The 20,850-nt window shown below is 68.6% G+C and carries 7 protein-coding genes; all 7 read left to right on the top strand.

From position 1 onward, the window contains the following. Positions 1–351 precede the first annotated feature (351 nt). The 7 genes from WAE60_RS00370 (at position 352) to kdpB (ending at position 20,832) form a co-directional block, all read left to right on the top strand. Positions 352–702, top strand: coding sequence for a hypothetical protein (locus WAE60_RS00370; protein ID WP_029914958.1), 351 nt, complete (start codon positions 352–354; stop codon positions 700–702). 8 nt (positions 703–710) lie between these two features. Beyond that, on the top strand, positions 711–1,592 hold the full coding sequence (locus WAE60_RS00365) for a hypothetical protein (RefSeq protein ID WP_029914957.1): 882 nt from the start codon (positions 711–713) through the stop codon (positions 1,590–1,592). Continuing rightward, entirely contained in the window at positions 1,543–4,998 is a 3,456-nt protein-coding gene (locus tag WAE60_RS00360) for a hypothetical protein (RefSeq protein ID WP_337684301.1), read from the top strand. Before WAE60_RS00365 ends, WAE60_RS00360 begins: the two co-directional genes overlap by 50 nt. Beyond that, on the top strand, positions 4,995–6,299 hold the full coding sequence (locus WAE60_RS00355; RefSeq protein WP_337684300.1) for a hypothetical protein: 1,305 nt from the start codon (positions 4,995–4,997) through the stop codon (positions 6,297–6,299). Before WAE60_RS00360 ends, WAE60_RS00355 begins: the two co-directional genes overlap by 4 nt. A 9-nt stretch (positions 6,300–6,308) precedes the next feature. Further along, the gene (locus tag WAE60_RS00350; RefSeq protein ID WP_337684297.1) at positions 6,309–16,715 is read left to right on the top strand and encodes a LysM peptidoglycan-binding domain-containing protein; all 10,407 of its coding nucleotides are present in this window, start codon (positions 6,309–6,311) and stop codon (positions 16,713–16,715) included. A gap of 311 nt (positions 16,716–17,026) precedes the next feature. Beyond that, positions 17,027–18,736 (top strand): potassium-transporting ATPase subunit KdpA, encoded by a 1,710-nt coding sequence (kdpA, locus tag WAE60_RS00345; RefSeq protein ID WP_337684295.1) that lies wholly within the window; start codon positions 17,027–17,029, stop codon positions 18,734–18,736. An 11-nt stretch (positions 18,737–18,747) separates the two neighbouring features. After that, positions 18,748–20,832 (top strand): potassium-transporting ATPase subunit KdpB, encoded by a 2,085-nt coding sequence (kdpB, locus tag WAE60_RS00340; protein WP_337684293.1) that lies wholly within the window; start codon positions 18,748–18,750, stop codon positions 20,830–20,832. Positions 20,833–20,850: the final 18 nt, after the last annotated feature.

Below are 20,850 nucleotides of genomic sequence, written 5' to 3'. Positions count from 1 at the left end.
TCCGGCCCCGGGGCTCGGGCGTCGAGGGCTGTCGTGAGGCTTTCGGGTGCGGCCTGGAGCATGGCGTCCGCACCGTTCCGCGCGTCGCGATTCCAGCGGGGTCCAAGCGGAGCCGTGGCTGGACGGCGCGACCTTGGCGCGCGGGCGACGACGAGGGGGAAGCAGGTGCGCCTGGGCGCGAACGGGAATTGCCTAGCTTGTTTATAACTATCTGTATCTATGGGGAATTTATTCGACAAGATTCCTAAAGGTTGTGACGGTTTTGCAATAATCGAATAAGTAGCGCTTGTCCATTGACTCAACAATTAAGCCGCGATTTAGTGCGCGCACCCAACCAGAAGGTGTGAACCAATGCCGACCTATAATTGGAACCTGAACGCCACCGTCCAAATCCAGACCGTGGTGTCTTCCCAGGGCAGTTCGACGAACAACGTCGCCACCGTGAACATCATTTCCGCCGGCCAGACCCTGTGGACCACGACGCTGATCCAGACGTCCAACGTCGGCGTCGTCGGGGGCGACCTGATCATCGGCACGGGCTCCGCGGCCACGGTGATCTATGCCGGCAGCAACTTCACCCTGACCGTGCCGACCGCCCTGACGGGCGGCAGCAACGCCGCCGCCATCACCTTCGGCGCGCCCAACGAGCCGAAGCACGACTACAACGGCCTTGTCGCCAGCTGGACCCTGACCTCGACCTGACGGCTTGAATGCTTCGCCTCAGCGTTCTGGCGCTGGTCTTTGTGTTCTATTCGGGGGCGCTGGCCCGGGCTCAAGATTGGTCCGGCCAGCGCGACATCTCCGGATTGACCATCGACTACGCCGTCAGCGGCGCTGTCGCGCAGGTTGGCGTCAGGCTGACCCTGAACGGCCAATTCGTCGATGACGCCGTCCTCACCTACGCCGCCCCGACCCACAACTTCTCGGTGACGGCCAATGGGATGAGCGCAAGCGGAGCCATCAGCCTAGCGGTCGTTCAGGATCCCAGCCCCTCGAGCCTGGTCGGAGACTTCGCCGTGGTGGACGCCACCGGCAAGAGTGTTCCCTTCAAGGGCGACGTCGTGTCCTGGGTCGCCCCCGACAATTTGGAGTTGTTCAGCGTCAACTACAATCTCACGGGAAACCTCAGCGCCAGGACGGTTGTACTGAACGGCGCGCGAGAAGGAGCCCGGGTCGATTACCTGACGGGCGAGACCCTGCTCTACAGCAGCCTTCTGTTGCCGTCGTCGAATGTATCCGTGACGCCTTTCGACCTGGTGATCGGCGATCTGAAACTGAACAAGGGCGCGCAGCTGACCCTGACGCCGCCCTCGAACCTATCGAACGGCATGGTCGTCCTGGACTGCACTTTCTCGTCCGTGACGATCCCGCCGACAAGATTCACCGGTGCGATCGCCTTCTGGCCGCTTCAGGGGGTGCTCCCGATGCAGCAGGACGGCGCCGTCGTCGGAGATCCAAAAGATGTCGGTTCAATTCGAGCAAGTCTTCGGGTCCGACCTCTATCAAGTCGCTGGCGGCGGCTCGACCGGTTGGTGCGGGTACATGTTCCCGCCCGCTGGCGGCAACCCGAACAAACCGATCTCGCTGGATGACGCGCTGAACGCCTACGGCGGGTCGTTCGTCTTCGCGCCGCTCGCGCCCGGCTTTACCGACACCGACACCGCCAACACCTTCGTCGGGACGGTCCAAGCCTGGCTGGCGAACGGCAATACCTTCTTTGGCCGGTACTTCGTGTGGATGCCGCGGGCGGGGACCCAGCCGGTGTTCGGCACGCCGACCTATTCGTCGACCGGTTCCAGCAGCTTCGCCTTCGCGTTCTCGCAGCAGGCGGGGGGATGGACGGTGCAGAGCCCGTTCAACGCCCTGGTCGGCCTTAACATGTGGCTGTCGATCGCGCAGGGCGTCTTCATCTCGGCCCCGGGCGACGCCCTGCAGTTCTACGGCCCGCAGGATCCCGGCATCAGCTACCGGTCGCCCCAGGCGCTGCAGCTGACCGTTCCCTCCGACTACGCCTTCATCCCCCTGACGGGGAACATGTCCGGCTGCTTCGTGCTGGAGGGCGGCATGACCGTCTCCAGCCAGCTCGGCGGCTTCCTGATCGGCATGCAGTACGCCTATGGCCAGGCCTCGGGCGGCGACGTGGTGCAGCAGTTCGAGCTCCTGGACGTGACCAATACGCCCAGTCTCGGCTACGTGGCGGCGTTCGACCCGCTCGACCCGCTGTGCACGGGGCCGGCCTCGAACCCCGCGATGGGGATCTATCGCACGATCGTCGCCGCGGCCCCGGGGACCTCGGCCCTGGCCAGCCTGTTCCGGACGGTCAACAACGACCCCGTGACGCTGACGCCGCGCAGCGCCGCCGCCCTCCCGACCGGCCCGACGCCCCAGGACGGGGGATTCATCTTCCAGCCCGTCGGCCCGCTGCAGATCGGGGCCAACCTCCTGCCGGTCCAGGCGAACGTCTACATGACCGTGGCGGGCGACTACCTGACCGGCGCGGCGGGGGCGAGCGGGGCCGTGGTCCTCATCCCCGGCCTGGCCGGCACCGAGAACTTCGCCCTGGGCCCGGTCGGCGCGGCGTCGGTGGACGCGCTGCGGTTCGTCGGGATTTCCCCGGCCTACACGCCGCAGTTCCCCCTGCCGCCGTCGGACATCGCCAACCCGACCACCGGCAAGGCCCAGCCGACGCTGCCGGTCACCGATCCCCCGACCTACATCACCAGCTGGGCGCAGGTGGTCCCCGGGCAGGGGGACGCGCCGACCTACAGCGCCCAGCCCCAGGGCAACGCCCTCTATGGCCCGGGCGGGGCGTTCAGCGGGAACAGCAAGACGGTCGCCGGGGCCCTGCGGCCGACCACGCCCATCGGCGCCGTCGATTTCCCGATCGTCGCCTGGGCCGGCGCCTCGGGCGCCATCCCCGTCGCCGGCTGGAGCGAGTACGAGAGCAAGGTCCTCAGCGCCACGCGCCGGAACGCCCTGCAGAGCCTGGCGCGGGGTCAGGTCCATGCCGCCAAGGCGCTTCGCACCACCCAGCTGGCGGCTCTGGGCGCGGCCGCCGACACGCCCATCGTCCCGAACGGCACGACGCCGCAGGGGCTGCTGGCCCAGCTGGACCAGAGCGGCGGCCACGCCAACTACGAGGCGGTGATCCTGGCCCAGTCCAACGACCTGGGCGAACCCACCTCGCAGATGTCGTTCCGGGACGTCGACGCGGTGCTGCAGGGCCTGTTCCAGACCAACCAGCTGTTCGCGGTCATCACCAACCCCACGCACCTGGGCCAGTTCGCCAACGTCGTCGACATCGCCGGCTGGAAGATGGAGGCCAATGTCGGCGCCAAGTCCGGCTCGTCCAACGTCAGCAACGTCATGATCATGAAGTTCTGCGAGGGCACGCTGAGCGACCTGGTCGACAAGCCCAGCGCGTGGACCGACCCGGACGACTTCTCCAACCCCGACCCCAATATCGGCGTCGCCGTGCTGTCCCAGGCCCTGAGGCAGTATATCGACATCGCGCTGAAGGCCGCCCAGGGCGGCAACACGCTCTACGCCAACTTCGCCAACATCGTCACCAGCTCCGAATGGCGGGGCATCCTGGTGCTGGGCGCCGACATCAATCCGACCGACCTGCCGCCGCAGCTGGCGGGCCTGGCGGCCGGGATCAACTTCACCAACTTCCGCGCCCACCATTTCGGCGTCTCGGTCAGCCCGGTCAGCTATGACGGAACCACCCTGAAGATCCCGGGCGCCAGCAGCCTGTTCGGCCTGGTGGACTATCAACTGCCCGCCTTCGCCCAGAGCGTGGCCGGCGGGGCGCCGCCCACCTTGCCCCTGGCCCTGCCGTCGTCGGGCGCCTACAACTTCACGGTGCTGCAGCTGCAGAGCCTGTTCGAGAACAGCGCCCTGGTCGACTTCCGCAGTCACGTCCAGGTCACGACCAACGTGCTGTTCGGCTCGAAGGTCACCGCCTCGTTCTTCAACGCCACGCGCCAGGCGGCCAACAGCGTGGTCCTGACCGGCTACTACCAGAGCGAGGGCGGGCAGGGGACCTACCTGTTCGAGAGCGACCTGCCGACCGTGATGGTCACCGACAGCAACGTGCTGCGCTCGGTCCTGGTCTCGAAGGTCGTGTTCAACACCCTGACCAACAACGACAACGGCACGCCGCCCAGCATCCTGAGCCGTATCCTGATCTCGGGCAGCTTCAATTTCGCCGTCCTGATGAGCCAGCAGGGCACGGCGTTCGACCTGATGTCCTACGGCATGGCGGCCGACGCCCCGGCGGCCACCGCCACCGGCGGCCTGATGTTCTCGAACCTGCACATCGACATGTCCTCGCCCGTGGCGAGCCCCAACGTGACCACCTACACGATCGTCGAGGACAACCTGGCCTTCGACCTGGCCAACAGCGTGCTGCGCGCGGGCAGCCTAGTGTCGGGCCTGACGTTGCAGCCCCAGGCGTTCCTGGTGTCGGCGGCCGGCACGACGCCCGCCGCGCGGGGCTTCCTGCCCGTGGTGCTGGACGAAGGCGCGCCGCCCCAGACGGCGGTGACCCAGGCCTGGTACGGCGTCTCGTGCCTGATCAACATGGGCGGTCCCGGAGCGCTGGCGTCGGCGGCGGGCTTCAACTCGACCCTGCTGATGGCCTGGAGCCCGCAGACCCCGCAGAGCGCGACCAGCTATGCCGCCTTCGCCGGGCTGCAATTGCCCGGCGCCGCGCCCGGCGCTAGCGCCTTCAGCCTGCAGGGCGTCGTCAACCTGAAGGTCGACACCATCTCGCTGTCGCTGGCCCCGGTGGCCGGCGGCGGGGCCGACGCCTTCACCCTGAGGCTCAGCGACATCTCGCTCAGCTTCCTGGGCATCGCCAAGCTGCCATCGGGATCGAGCATCGACCTGTTCGTGTTCGGCTCACCGGACGGGAAGGGCGCCTTGGGCTGGTACGGCGCCCTGATCGAGGACCAGGGCAAGTCGACCGCGCTCGTCGAGGGAGTTTCGGCATGACCCGGGTCCTGTACTGGAACATCGAGAACTTCGCGATCAACAAGATCCAGAACCCCAGCGCCAAGAAGCGCCAGAGGGGCGGGGCGATCAAGGTCGACCTCTCCTCGGCCCAACGCCTCACCTACATCTCCCGGCACGTGACGGAGACGGACCCGGACATCTTCGTCGTCGTCGAAATCGAGACGCCCTACAACAACAACCGCGGCGTCCTGTGCGGCGGCGGCGGCGCGACCGGCGTTCTGGCGCTGCTGGGCAGCCTGCGGGTCCTGGACGCGAACTGGTGCCTGGTCCCGCCCCTGATCACGGGCAACAAGGAGGCCGTCGCGGTCTTCTTCCGCGCCGACCGCGTCACCTTCACGGGGCCGGACCAGTGGAACGGCGGGATCGGTCCGACCGTGCCGAACCTGGCGGTGCCGATGGCCCAGGCCTATCCCGCGCCCTGGAACAACTGCCTGCCTGTCGCGAACTACAGCGCCGCCCGGGTGGAGTTCCCCGGTCTGGTCGGCATGCCGCCGGCCAACGTCAATTTCGGCGTCGACGTGCGCCATCCCTATCAGACCACCTTCCTCGACGCGGGCGGGCGGACCATCAACATCTTCGCGGTGCACGCGCCGGCCAATTTCGCGGGGGCGACCGCCTTCCTGCAGACCATGACGACCATGGCGGCGATCAATTCCGCCGGCGCGGCGAACGAGCTGCGGCTGGTGCTGGGCGATTTCAATCTGGCGCTGCTGCGCGTGGCCGACAGCACCTACACCAACTGCTACGCCCCGTTCACCGGCCTGGCCAATCCATACACGGTGGCGCTGGAGCCGGCCGGGGCGCCGCCGAACCCGCTGCTCGGCTACAGCGGCTACTTCGCCACGCACATGCGGCCGAGGGGCAACGCCCGTTGCTGGAGCAAGACCGCGTCGGTCGCCTACTATCCCAGCTATTTCTACACCGGCGACAGTCGCGGCTCGGCCAACGAGTCGATCGACAACGTGCTGTACCTGGCTGGAGCCGGCGGCCTGCCCGCGGCGCCGGAACTGACGATCGTCAACGGCGTCGTCGGCTCGCCCTACGACAACGCCGGGGCGGATCCGGGCGGCGTCCCGCAGGGAACCGAGCCGTTCGTCCGAGACGTGAACTGGTACTGGGCGGGACTGAACCCGCAGTGGATGGCGCCGAACGGGCCGGCGCCCGATGTCGCCCCCCAGTTCAACGTGGCGAAGGGCGTCCGCGGCTGGTTCCTCGGCTGGGACGTCTACGGAAAGATCCGCAGCACCAGCGACCATCTTCCTTTGTTCTTCAACGGATAGGGGGCGGCTTTGTCACTCCAGACGCTACAGTCCGCCTTCGCCTCCGCCACCTGGCCGGTGGTGCTGAACGCCGCCTATCTGACCGACAACGGGGTGACGCCGCCGGCGGGCTTCGACGCCTTGCTCAAGCAGGCCTTCGTCCTGGGCGACGCCGCCGGGCTGTCGGTGGGGCAGGGGCAGGTGGGCGCCGTCGCGGGCGACAGCTTCGCCATCACCACCGCCAGCCTGACCAACGGCCTGTTCGGGGCCACCGCGGGCCAGACCTCGGTCACCCTGACCTTCACCCTGCCGGCGACCGGCGGCGACCTGCTGGTGCAGATCCGCACCGACCTGTCCAACTGGACCTTCGCCACCGGCTTCCCGTTCATGGTGGGCGGGGTCTTCAGCGGCCTGAACTTCAGCCAGAGCAGCTTCCTGTTCTCCACCGCGACGGGCGCGGCCAGCTGGCCGGCGGCCGGCGGCGCCACGGTGCCCCTGACGCCCGGCATGACCTTCGCCGGCGCCCTGGTGCTGGACATCTACGCCCAGACCGTCCTGCAGATCGCCAACCTGACGGGCGCGGCGGTGCCCAACCCCTTGGTGATGTCCGGACCGTTCGACGCCTCGACCGTGACCGACGACACGCCGTTCCCCGTGATGAACCTGACGGCCCCCCTGTCGGCGGCCACCTTCACCTTCCTGTTCCTGGAGGCCAGCGGTCCCTTCTTCGGCTACGTGATCGACCCGGCTCCGCCAGCCGAGGAGCCGGTGAACGAGGACGATCCGCCGCCCGAGCAGCCCATCAGCTACAGCTTCGGCGGGGTGGTCACGACCACCACTTCGCCGCCGCTGGCGCTGGGCTTCACGGTGCTGATGCAGAGCGCGACCAACAACTACGCGATCGCCTTGTCGCCGCCGGAAGGCTCCACGCCGCTGACGCCGGCGAACATCGCCGCCATCGCCGGGGTCAACACCAACTACATCGCCTACGTCCCGGCGCCGCTGCAGAGCTTCTTCACCGAGGTCGCCTTCAAGGGCCTGCAGGTCTCGACGGTGCTGCCGAAGGGCCAGACCATTCCGACCATCACCTCGACGGCGGTGTCGATCGGAACCCTCGACGGGTTCAGCTACCAGCTGATCGACGACCCGTCGGGCAATTTCGATCTCACCATCACCTCGCTCGACCTGCACTGGACCGTGCTGAACCCGACCGGGGTGTCACGCCAGCTCCTGCTGTTCGAGACCACCTTCACCTTCATGCCCAACGTCTTCACCGACGACCAGGGCAATCCCGGCGGCCTGTTCGCGCTGTCGATCGACCAGGACTTCGTCATCCTGGCGGAGTTCCAGGGCCAGGTCTCGCTGGCCAACCTGCTGCCGGCCGTCACCGGCGGCCTGGTGCACATGCCGGACGGGATTTCCGTGATCTTCAGCGACGTGCAGCTGATGATCGATCCGCCCAACACCAGCTACGCCTTCTCGTTCGGGGTGGACGTCACCGTCGACATCATCACCTGGAACGGCCAGCCGCTGATCCGGCTGGACGGCATGCGCATGGCGCTGTCGGCCCAGACGCCCCAGCCCACCCAGCCGCCGCCCGTCAAGCCGGCGGCCACCACCTATTCGGCCTCGATGTCGGGGCTGATGGCGATCGGGCCGATCGCGCTGAACATGCTGATCGCCTACGAAGGGGCGGGGCCCTCGCCGCAGTGGCGGCTGCAGAGCGCCCTGGCCGCGCCGCTGGACCTGGGCTCGCTGCTGCGCGAGCTGTTCGCGGTCACCGACCTGGACCGCTTCCTGCCGGACTTCCTGCCCAAGACCCTGATCGTCGACAGCTTCGCCGTCGGGGCGATCATCCCCACCGCCACGGGCGCGGCCTCGAAGTACAACATCTCCGGGGCCCTGACCTGGGAGACGACCGTCCTGCCGGGCCTGCCGATCGCCTGCACGGCCAATCTGGCCCTGGCCTATGACGGCTCCAGGCCCGCTGGGGCCGAGTTCTCCGGCTCGGTGCTGGGCACGATCTCGGTGGCGGCGGTCCAGGGGCTGACCGTCTCGATCGCCTACGCCTTCAACCAGCCCGGCAGCGCCGGGGGCTCGACCCTGGCCGTGCAGTGGGAAGGCGTCACCGGCACCTACGACAGCACCGCCGAGACCATCACCGTCACCCTGAACGGCTGGAGCCTGGGCTCGCTGATCACCTCGCTGGTGCAGCTGACCGGCCGCTCGTACTTCTCGCTGTCGGGTCCGTGGGCGGTGCTGAACTCGATCTCGCTGGACGGGCTGTTCCTGACCTTCCACCTGGCCGCCGACGCGCCGACCACGGTCAGCGCCGGCTACAAGTTGTCGTCGCCGATCAATCTGGGCTTCATGGTGATCGACGGCTTCAACTTCGCCCGCGACCCCAAGACCGGCAAGATCCTGTTCTCGATCTCCGGCGCCCTGCCGCCGTCGCTGGCGTCGGATCCCGCCTGGCAGCCGCTGGTGAGCAAGGACCCGACCAAGGGTCAGGACGTCACCAAGATGCCGGAGGTGCCCGGCCGCGGGAACGCGCTGTTCGATCTGCGCCTGCTGGCCCTGGGCCAGCACGTGTCGATCAACGCCGGCGACATGAGCAGCACCCAGGCGGTCATCAAGTCGCTGGAGAACGTCCCGTCCACCGGCACGGGCGGCGCCAATCCCGTCGATCCCACCAGCACCCAGCCCCTGCAGCCGCGCTACAACGCCGACAGCAACTGGCTGATCGCCACCGACATCGGCCTGTTCCGGGTCGGTGACGACAAGAGCAATCTCTATTCGATCGAGGTCATGGTCGTGTTCAACGACCCGGACCTCTATGGCCTGAGGCTGGGCTTCAACGGCGACAAGATCCCGGTCCTCAAGGACCTGGCCATCGACATCATGTACAAGAAGGTGACGCCGACCATCGGCGTCTACCAGCTCGACCTGGTGCTGCCGGGCTCGATCCGGCAACTGAACTTCGGGGCCCTGAACGTCACCCTGCCGACCATCGGCATCGCCATCTACACCAACGGCGACTTCACGTTCGACCTGGGCTTCCCCTACAACATGGACTTCTCCGGATCGTTCACGATCCAGGCCATCGTCGGCCCGTTCCCGGTGATGGGGTCGGGCGGCTTCTATTTCTCCAAGCTCAGCAACGCCACCTCGACCAAGATTCCCAAGACCGACAAGGGCACCTTCGATCCGGTGATCGAGTTCGGCATCGGCCTGCAGATGGGCCTGGGCTATTCGATCGACAAAGGCATCCTGTCGGCGGGCTTCTCGGTCACCTTCTTCGGCATCATCCAGGGCGTGTTCGCGCCCTGGCACCCGTATGACGGTTCGAACGCCGTGACAGTGGCGGGCGGCACGGCCCTGGTCGGCGCCAGTAAGGAGGTCCAGGCCGACAACTACTTCTGGCTCCGGGGCCAGTTCGGGATCCAGGGCAAGCTCTACGGCACGATCAACTTCGCGATCATCTCGGCCAGCGTGAACGTGTCGATCGTCCTGGCGCTGCAGATCACCTACGAGTCGTATCGCGCCATCCCGATGTCGGTGTCGGCGTCGGTGTCGGTGTCGGTCTCGGTGAAGATCGATCTGGGCCTGTTCTCCTTCTCCATCAGCTTCTCCTTCGCGACGACGATCTCGGAGGACATGACGATCGGTTCCAACAGCACCGCGCCGTGGGACCCGCAGACCCAGTCGCTGATGTTCGCGGCGTTCGACGAGGCCCCGGCGCCGCTCCGCGCGCTGGAGCGTCCGGCCCGGGTGGCGCTGCAGTTCGGCGGGTCGCCGCGCGTGGCCAGCCTTTCGGCCTCCGCCGTCGCCGACACGGCCGTCGCCGACGATGTGCTGCCCACCCTGACCATCGTCCTGACGCCGCAGTTCACCGTGCTGGCGCCGGACATGAGCCAGCTGAGTCTGGCCAACCAACAGGGCGCCTTCGTCACCCTGTTTTCGATGGACGCGCCGACCGCGACCGGGGACGGCAACAAGACCGGCTCCTCGTTCGCCGCCCTGTGCGACGCCCTGCTGCCCTGGGTAATCGAGTCCCACCCGGTCACGCCGAACGGCCCGGCCCTGGCCGAGACCCCGGTCAGCGTCGCGACGCTGAAGGAGATCCTGGCGGTCCTGGCCGATCCCGACCAGCAGCCAGCCCTGGCGGCGACCGACATCCTGACGTTCCTGAAGTCCAACTTCACCGTCAACCTGGTCACCACGCCCAGCCAGCCGCAGCAGGATGCGCTGAAGGCCGGGGCGGTGATCTTCCCGGTCATGCCGGGCCTGAGCCTGGCCGTGCCGTCGCCGACCGCGCCCAGCAGCACGGTGACCATCGACTTCGAGGCCTGGACCGCGATCACCCCGGCCTATCGCACGGCGGTGATCGCCGAGTTCAACAAGCTGGCGGCGACGCTGAACAACGAGGTCAACGCGCCGGCGCCCAAGGCGTTGTCGGTGGACCAGGCGCCGGAATCCCTGGCCCAGGTGCTGTTCGAAGACGCCTTCGCCATGATCTCGCGGCAACTGCTGCAGGCGGCGATCGACTGCTACGCCTCGTTCCCCTACGTGCTGCGGCCGGGGGATTCCCTCAATGCGATCATGGCCTTCGTCCAGACGGGCGAGCTCAATCCGCGCTTCACCTTCGAGGACCTGGTCAACGGCAACCAGCAGAACCCGCTGACCGTCGGCGGGACGCTGTACTTCGACGGAGTCACGTCCAGCGTCCAGACGCGGATCGACGACACGACCAAGGCGACGATCATCGAGTCCCTGTCGGCCATCGCCGCGCGCTTCAGCGGAACGCAGTACACGACCACCCCGGCGGCCCTGATCGTCAGCAACCAGAACGCCGTCAACCTGCTGCAGGCCGGCGTGACGATCACGATCGGCGCGGCGTCCGTCACGACGGCGCTCGGCGACAGCTTCTATAGCCTGGCGCAGGCGCTGAAGGTCTCGATCGACGTTCTGGCGGCCCAATCCAGCCTCTACGACCTGAACACCCTGCTGCTGGCCGGGGCGCCGCTGATCATCCCGACCGTGGTCTACACCACCGTCGCCGGCGATACCCTGGGCGCGCTGCTGGGCCGTTTCGGCGTGGGCACGACGGCGTTCGTGGCGCGGTCGGAGAACCTGGCCCTGGCCAACATCTTCGACCTCAAGCAGGAGCCCCTGGTCCATCTGTCCAACCTGGACCTGCTGACCGGCGACCAGCTGAGCCAGGGCGTGGCGGCGGGCGAGACGGTGGGCCAGACCGCCGGCATGGTCTCGCGCTTCATGCTCCAGGGCCTGCGCCTGCCCAACAACAGCGGCCTGACGCTGTCGCCGAAGTTCCTCTATCCGAACAACCAAGACCAGTACGGCCTCTACCAGCTGACCGGCCAGCAGTTCCCGGTCACCAGCTACGGCTTGTCCTACAAGGTCACCCTGACCCGGGACGCGACCGCCCTGGGTTGGGTGCAGATCAACGGTTCGACCGCCCCCGACGCCAGCGGCGACACCGACCTGACCCAGGCGGCGGCCAATCTGAACGTCGTGCTGACCTGGGCCAAGCAGTACGGCTACAACCCCAGCGCCCCGACGGTGACCCCCGACCTGACGCTGGCGCCGGAACCCGCGCTGGCGCTCACCCCCCAGCAGTTCGCCGCCGCCAGCTATGCGCCGTGGAACACCTCGGGGATGGACGAGATCGCCAAGCTCACGACGCCGCCCGGAACGTCGCAGACGGGCGGGTCGGGGCAGGCCCAACCCTATCTGTGGCGACTGGCGCCCGCGTTGCTCAGCCGGATCGAGACCCAGCAGGCCGCCCTGACCGAAGAAATGCCGCTGTCGGAAGCCGTGCAGCACCTGCCGGTGTTCGCGCCGGCCACCCTGACGACCGATCCCGCGACCCAGATGCCGGTCGTCACGGCCGTCGACGACTACGTCTTCGCCACCCGGATCGACTTCCAGATCCGCAAGCTGGAACAGGCGGCGGGCGCCCAGACCCCGACGGCGGACTCCAACACCGTGCTGCCGCCCGGCGAGGGCAACACGCCGCCGGTCACCCAGATGGCGCCCAACACCTATCAGCTGATCGGTCCCACCCCCAGCGACGCGGTGCTGCTCGAGCGCATCCTGATCGAGATGAACACCCTGGGGCCGGACATCGTGAACGGCGTGCTGGTGGCCTATGCCGACCAGGGCTCCAACGTCCCGGGCCTGGTCGGCCACGCGGCCTCCGACGTCTACAGCTTCATCACCCGCTCCAACCTCTCCACCAAGGCCAATCCGCCGCCGCCGCGCCTGTTCGGGGCGCTGGCGGTCGAGGACGACGCGCCGGTGCTGATCAACGACCTGCTGAACCAGCCGTCCGACGCCGTCCGCCTGCTGTGGGAAATCTCGACGGTCCAGTCGGGCGGCTTCAGCTTCTACTGGGACGAGCTGGTCAAGGGCGCGGCCCTGCCGCCGGGGCTCTTCGACTCCGCCGGCTACGCCACCCTGACCTTGATGGTCACCTATGTCCGTTCCGGCGACACGCCGGTGGGCGAGCGGCTCAGCAACGTGTGCAACTCGATCCTGACCAGCGCCAGCATCGACCCGACGCGGTCGACCCTGGTCCTGGTCTCGGAGTCCGCTCCCAACACCGCGGCGTTCGACGCCGAGGACACCCTCGCGACGTTCTCCCTGCGCTATGGCATGACCGCCGGCGAGGTGGCGCGCGACAATCCCCAGGCCGGGCTGAACAAGGGCGCCCAGATCGTCCTGAACGGCATGTTCCACGAAGTGACGCCGGCCGACGTGGCCAGCGGCGATGTGTGGGCGACCGTCGCCAACTACTACTCCAAGAACGCCCTCCAGCCGATCACCGCCGCCCAGCTGCAGGGCTACAATCCGAACGTCACCGCCGCGCTCTACGCGGTGCTGATGATCCCGCAGGTGACCTATGTGGCGGTCGCGGGCGACACCTTCTCGGGCGTGGCCGGCTATTTCGGCCTGAGCCTGGAGCAGGTGGGGGCGGCGGCCCAGGCCCAGACCGGCCTGCTGGTCGGCACGCCGACGCTGAACGTCGATCCGCAGAGCTTCTCGTCCAACCCGTCGATCGGGGTGGGCAATGTCGGCGTGACCCTGACCCGGGCCAATCTCGACCCGCCGGGCGCCAGCACCGACCCGACCTACGGCCAGCAGTACATGTTCTCGCTGTACTCGCTGCTGGACGCCGGCTTCCTGGGCAACCAGTTCTTCAGCCTGAGCCAGCCCGGCCTGCCCTTCGGCCCGACCGGAGACGGCTCGTCCTCGACGCCCAATCCGAAGAGCGCCCTGATGCGGGCCAACGCGCCGGCCCTGGCCCGGGCCGACATCCGCAACCCGGTGTCGCGGCGCGCCATGCTGCAAAGTCAGGCGGCGTCGGCGACGATCGCCTACCAGCAGGCGCTGACCGTCTACAGCAACAGCAACATCAACCCCGCGCCCGCCAATCCGGCGCCGAACCTGCCGCCGGCCGCTTCGAACCCCTACCGGGGCGTCGGCGGCGTCGCCCAGCTCAGCCTCCGCTGGCTGGACCTGTTCGGCAACCAGACGGTCACGCCGTTCAACACGCCGCCCGCCGGCTACGACGGACCGCTCAACAACCCGCCGATGCCGATCGCCTACACCGACACCCTGATCGCGCTCAGCCAGTGGCCGAACGTCAGCGCGTCCTACCTCTACACGGGGACCGCGGGCGCGCCCCAGCTGCAGATCACCCTGGCCCTGAACACCGACGCCTACCAGCCGGCCAACGGCGTCCCGGCCCCCGCGGCCGCCAACGACGCCAAGGTGTTCGCCTCGGTCTACTACCAGCTCAACCAGAACTATGACGGCCAGAACGTGTCCGGCGTCAGCGGACCCGCGGTCACCTTTTCGCTGCTCAACAGCCTGACGGGCGGCGTCCAGGCCATGGACCCGGCGCTGGCGGCCCAGTTCGTCGCCTTCGCCAACCAGTGCGCCCAGACGACGGCGGCGGCGGCGGGCGGCACGGCCCCCACCGGCCCGGTCGGCGTGACCCTGACCGTCCCGATCGACCTGACCCAGGTGGTGGCCGACAATGTGCTGCGCCTGCGCCTGTTCCTGCTGCAGAGCCGCAACCCGCGCCTGGTCGATCCGCGGCTTCTGGACCTGGACGGCGGCGTGACCGTGCAGACCGAGATCCTGCCGTACTCGACCACGGCCCAGGACTCGCAGGACGCCCTGTTGCCGTTCGCCCAGCAGATGGAGACGGCGTTCGTCACCAGCGCCTGGCAGTACCGGGTCGGGGCCGGCCCGGCCGATCCCGACGAGCCCTTGGCCAACCAGCTCTACACGGTGTGGGTGACGCGCTTCGCCAAGGCGGGCTCGAATGACGGCCTGACCTTCACCCTGGGCGACGAGCCGCTGTTCTACGCGCCCAAGCCGGTGGCCAAGTCGCAGACCTCGGGCATGGTCACCCTGCCGGCCTATGTCACGGGCAAGGGCCTGAGCCCGGGGCAGGGGGCGGCGACCACCTTCACCGGCGTGGACCTCAACGTCTGGAGCGCCCAGGCCCTGACGGCGATCGACACCTTCCTGTCGCCGACCTACGCCGCCCCGGCCTTCATCGTGGCGGCCCTCGCCGGCAAGGATCCGGACCAGGCGGGCGATCTGTTCGAGATCCTGGCCCAGAAGGCCGCCCTGGCCGAGACCATTTCCGGCACCATCGAGCCGGTGCTGGTCGGCCCCGCGAACGACACCTTGAAAGCGGCCGCCAAGGAAGAGCTGAAGCAGTCCCTGCTGCAGCAACTGGGCAACGCCGCCCTGGTCACCTCGGTGGCCGTGGTGCCGGTCACCGGCGCGACCACCAACGAGGCCCAGGCGCCCGGCACGGCCAGTCCGCCGGCCTTCTACGGCGCGCCGGTCAACACCGCGCCGCCGCTGGACCTGCCCAACTACGCGCTGTCAGCGGCCAGCATCGCCCTGAACGCCAAGGGAGCCGCCAGCACCGACTCGGCGCTGGCCTTCCTGTTCACCTGCTCGGACCCGACGCTGGAGGCGTCGATCCCGCTGACCCTGAGCTATCAGCTGACCCACCTGCAGAACGACATCACCGCGGTGGCGGGGATCGACGGCTACAAGCAGAGCAGCTGGATCGCCTTCACCACCGGCCCATTCGGCTTCCCGATCGGTTCGGGCGCGCAACAATTCCCGGTGCCGCTGCGGGCCCTGCCGCCGCCGCCGACGGCCCAGGGCCAGACCGGTTCGGGCTCGGCGATCGCCAACCCGACGCCGGCCCAGCTTTCGCTGTGGGACTACACCTTCACCTACACGGCGCGACGGGCGGCGCAGGACTCGCTGCTGGCGACCGTGTCGTTCAACGCGCCGGTGAATCCCCCGAAGAACGACCAGGATCCGCAGACCGGGCTGTTCGTCGCCCTGGCCAACCTGATCGGCTGCGCCCCGGCGATCTTCGCCGACTTCGACGCCTACCTGACCCAGGTGGCGCCGGACACCAAGCTGGACAGCACCACCTACGTCAACGCCGCCGCGGCGCTGACCGCCTGGAACACCCTGGTCACCGGCTTCGCCACGGCCTACGCCGAATGGGCCAAGCCGGCCCCGCCACCGCCGTTCTTCGCGGCGCCCCCCGTCGGCCCGCCGCCGGTGAACCTGCAGTTCCGCGTCGAGGTGGCCCTGGCCGACGACGCGTCGCCGGCGACGATCGTCGTCACCAACGTCGGCGGGGCCGATGCGCCCGTGCCGGTGATCCTGGTCCTGCCCGACACGTTCACGGCCACGCCGGTGACGCCGCCCGCGGGCGCGATGGCGGCCTATCAGTACGCCAACAAGACCACCGGCGATCCGCTGACCACGCGGGAGGCCAAGGACGCCCAGTCCCAGACGATCGCCTTCCCGGAACTCAGCGCCGTGCTGTTCCAGTCGGCGGACACCTCGATCCAGATCCAGCGCAACGTCGATCTGGAGAACGGCGCCACGACCAACGACGCCTTCGTGTTCACGACGATCCCGGTGGCCTTCGCCACCCCGATCACGCCGCTGATCCGTCACGACGCCTACAGCCTGGTCACGCTGGACCCGCCGGTGACGCCGCCGGCCGCGATCTCCGCCTATCTGAACGAGTTCTTCGGCCAGTTGCTGGGGGCGGACGGCGCGACCTATCTCACCACCCAGATCGGGGCCGACGCCGCCTATCCGCTGACCACCGATCCGGCCAGTCCGGTGATCGACCTGCCGATCGGGCTGATGCCGCCCACGGCGCCGACCTCGGCGGCCCTGACCGAACTGTCCGGGGTGGTCGACGGCTGGCTGCAGGCCAATCGCGCGCCGCTGGCGGGCATCGGGGCGACGCTGAGCTTCGAGGTGATCCTCTACAGCACCCTGCCGAACGCGACGATGCCGCTGGTCAAGATCACCAGCGTCCACGTCCCGATGGACGACGTGTCCTAGGCCCCGGCGAGCCGCTGAGCTCGACCGGGGCCTTTACGGCGCCCTTATGCGTCGCGCCGCCTGCCGCATGGAGCCCTTACGCCGCTCCGTGGTCTGGTCCCGCCGAGTTTAGCGGGAGGCCTTTCATGGCTGATCTGATGTTTCTGGCGCTGGGGGCGGGGCTGTTCGTGGCCTTCGCCGCCTTCGCCGTGGGTTTGAGGCGCGTCTGACCATGCTGGTGAACGTGCTTTGGGGCGCCGGGGCGATCGTCGTCGCGGTCTACATGGTCGCGGCGATGCTGCGGCCCGACAAGTTCTGACGGAACGCATTCCATGAATTGGCAAGGCTGGGCGGAAATCGCCCTGACGCTGGGGCTGGCGGTCGCGATCGGCTGGCCGCTGGGCGTCTACATGTCGCGCGTCTGGAACGGCGAACGCACCTGGCTCGACCCGGTGCTTCGGCCGTTCGAGGCGTTTTTCTACACCGCCTGCGGGATCGACCCGAAGAAGGGCCAGACCTGGTATGGCTACGCCGGGGCCCTGCTGGCCTTCAACCTGGTCGGCTTCCTGGTCACCTACGCCGTCCTGCGCCTGCAGGGCGTGCTGCCGATGAACCCGCAGGGCTTCGGGGCGGTCTCCGAGCACCTGTCGTTCAACACCGCCATCAGCTTCGTGACCAACACCAACTGGCAGAGCTATGCGGGCGAGACGACCATGTCGACGTTCAGCCAGATGGTCGTGCTGACCGTCCAGAACTTCGTCTCGGCCGCCACCGGCGCGACCGTGGCCGCGGCCCTGGCGCGGGCCTTCATCGCCAATCGGGAAGGGGGCGTCGGCAACTTCTGGGCCGACCTGATCCGCACCACGCTCTACGTGCTGCTGCCGCTGTCGTTCGTCCTGGCCGTCGTGCTAGTCGCCCTGGGCCTGCCCCAGACCCTGGCCGCGAGCCTCACCGCCCATACCCTGGAGGGCGCCGACCAGAAGATCTCGCTCTACGCCGTCGCCTCGCAGGAAGCGATCAAGATGCTGGGCATCAACGGCGGCGGCATCTTCAACGCCAACTCGGCCCACCCGTTCGAGAACCCGACGCCCCTGACCAACCTGATCACCGCCGTGTCGATCAACGTGCTGGGCTGGGCCGCCTTCTTCGCCTTCGGCCGTTCGGTCCTGGCCAGGAAGGACGTGCGCGCCCTGGTGATCGCGGCTTCCGTGCTGCTGTTCGCCGCCGCGGCCGGCATCTACGTCGCCGAGGCTCAGCCGGCTCCGGCCCAGGTCGCCGCCGGCGTCGACACCCGCGTCAACATGGAGGGCAAGGAGACCCGCTTCGGCGCGCCGGCCACGGCCGCCTGGGCCGCCATGACCACCGGCGCCTCGAACGGCTCGGTCAACGGCATGCATTCCAGCCTGATGCCCCTGGGCGGTGGCATCGCCATGTTCCTGATGCACCTGGGCGAGATCCTGCCCGGCGGCATCGGCTCGGGGATCGCCGTGATGGTGGTGATGGCCGTGCTGGCGGTGTTCGTCGCCGGGCTGATGGTGGGCCGCACCCCCGAATACCTCGGCAAGAAGATCGAGGCGCGCGAGGTCAAGCTGTCGATCCTGGCCGTGCTGGCCATCCCCGTCTGCGTCCTGGGCTTCTCGGCCATCGCGGCCGTGCTGCCCGAGGCGCTCAAGGGCCTGATGCACAGCGGCCCGCACGGGATGTCGGAAATCCTCTACGCCTACACCTCCGGCACGGCCAACAACGGCTCGGCCTTCGCCGGCCTGACCGCCAACGCGCCGTGGTGGGACACCACCCTGGCCGTGGCCATGGCCATGGGCCGGTTCCTGCCGATCGTGGCCGTGCTGGCCATCGCCGGCTCGCTGGCGGCCAAGCCCAAGCTGGCCCCGTCGGCCGGCACGCTGCCCACCCACGGCGGCCTGTTCGTGGGCCTGCTGATCGGGGTGATCCTGATCCTGGGCGGCCTGCAATTCTTCCCCGCATTGGCGCTGGGGCCGATCGTCGAGCACTTCCAGGTGCTCGCCGCGGTCGCCGGCCGTTGAGAGACCTCATCATGACGACCTACGAAACCCACGCCGGGGAGGGCCGGCGCAAGCCCGGCCTCCTGGCCGGCGGCCTGTCCGGCGCCATCCTGGCCCGGGCGACCAAGGACGCCTTCGTCAAGCTGGATCCGCGCAAGCTGACCGGCAACCCGGTGATCTTCGCCACCTGGATCGTGGCCCTGCTGTCGACGGCGTCGGCCGTCGCGGCGGTGGCCGGCCACCAGTCCGCCGGCTTCGCCGTCCAGGTCTCGGCCTGGCTGTGGGCCACCGTGCTGTTCGCCAACCTGGCCGAGAGCGTCGCCGAAGGGCGGGGCAAGGCGGCCGCCGACAGCCTGCGCGCCACCCGCGTCACCACCAGCGCCAAGCTGATCATCGACGAGAAGACCGGCACGATCATCCCGACCCCAGCCCACAAGCTGGTCCCCGGCGAGGTGATCCTGGTCGAGGCCGGCGACGTGGTGCCGACCGACGGCGAGATCATCGAGGGCATGGCCAGCGTCAACGAGGCGGCCATCACCGGCGAGAGCGCTCCGGTCATCCGCGAAAGCGGCGGCGACCGCTCGGCCGTCACCGGCGGCACCACCGTGGTGTCCGACTGGATCAAGGTGCGGGTCACCGCGTCGGCCGGCTCGACCTTCCTGGATCGGATGATCGCCATGGTCGAGGGCGCGGACCGTCGCAAGACGCCCAACGAGATCGCCCTGGCCGTGCTGCTGGCGGGCCTGACCCTGATCTTCCTGATCGCGGTCGTCACCCTGCTGGGCCTGGGCAAGTTCTCGGGCGTGGCGCTGGACCCGCTGGTGCTGGGCGCGCTGTTCATCACCCTGATCCCCACGACGATCGGCGGGCTGTTGTCGGCCGTCGGCATCGCCGGCATGGACCGGTTGATGAAGCACAACGTCCTGGCCACCTCGGGCCGGGCGGTCGAAGCGGCGGGCGACGTCGATACCCTGCTTCTGGACAAGACCGGCACCATCACCTTCGGCAACCGCATGGCCACCGAGGTGATCCCCGCGCCGGGCGTTCTTCCGGAGACCGCCCTGCGCGCCGCCGTCAGCGCCTCGCTGGCCGACGAGACGCCGGAAGGCCGCTCGATCGTCGAGTTGGGCCGCAACCAGGGGATCGTCATCGACGTCCCCGAGGGCGCGACCGCGATCGCCTTCAGCGCCAGCACCCGCCAGTCGGGCCTGGACGCCACAGATGGCAAGGGGGATACCATGTCCTGGCGCAAGGGGGCGGTGGACGCGGTCTATCGCAGCCTGGCCCTGGATCCCAAGCTGATCCCGGCGGACCTCACCGCCGCCGTCGACCGCATCGCCCGCTCGGGCGGCACGCCCCTGGCGGTCAGCGAGAACGGAGCCCTGGTCGGCGTCATCCACCTGAAGGACGTGGTCAAGCCGGGCGTCAAGGCGCGCTTCGCCGACCTGCGCCGCATGGGCCTGCGCACGGTGATGATCACCGGCGACAACCCGGTGACCGCCGCCGCCATCGCCTCGGAGGCCGGCGTCGACGACTTCCTGGCCGAGGCCACCCCCGAGGACAAGCTGCGGCTGATCCGCGAGGAGCAGGGCAGGGGACGCCTGGTGGCCATGTGCGGCGACGGGGCCAACGACGCTCCCGCGCTTGCGCAGGCGGATGTCGGCGTGGCCATGCAGACCGGCGCCCAGGCGGCCCGCGAGGCCGGCAACATGGTGGATCTCGACAGCGACCCGACCAAGGTCATCGAGATCGTCGAGGTGGGCAAGCAGATGCTGATCACCCGCGGCGCCCTGACGACCTTCTCGATCGCCAACGACGTGGCCAAGTATTTCGCCATCATCCCGGCGATGTTCGTGGTGGCCCTGCCGGCCCTGGGCGCTCTGAACATCATGCGCCTGCACAGCCCGCAGAGCGCGATCCTGTCGGCGGTGATCTTCAACGCCGTGATCATCGTGGCCCTGATCCCGCTGGCCCTGAAGGGCGTGAAGTATCGCGCCATCGGCGCCGGCAAGCTGCTGTCGCGCAACCTGACCGTCTACGGCCTGGGCGGCCTGGTCGCCCCGTTCGTCGGCATCAAGCTGATCGACATGATCATCTCCGCCCTGGGCCTGGCCTGATGTCCGGTCCGATCCTCC

The sequence above is a fragment of the Caulobacter sp. CCG-8 genome, from assembly GCF_037402475.1.
Lineage (GTDB): Bacteria > Pseudomonadota > Alphaproteobacteria > Caulobacterales > Caulobacteraceae > Caulobacter.
This window is presented reverse-complemented; position numbering and strand designations above follow the sequence as displayed.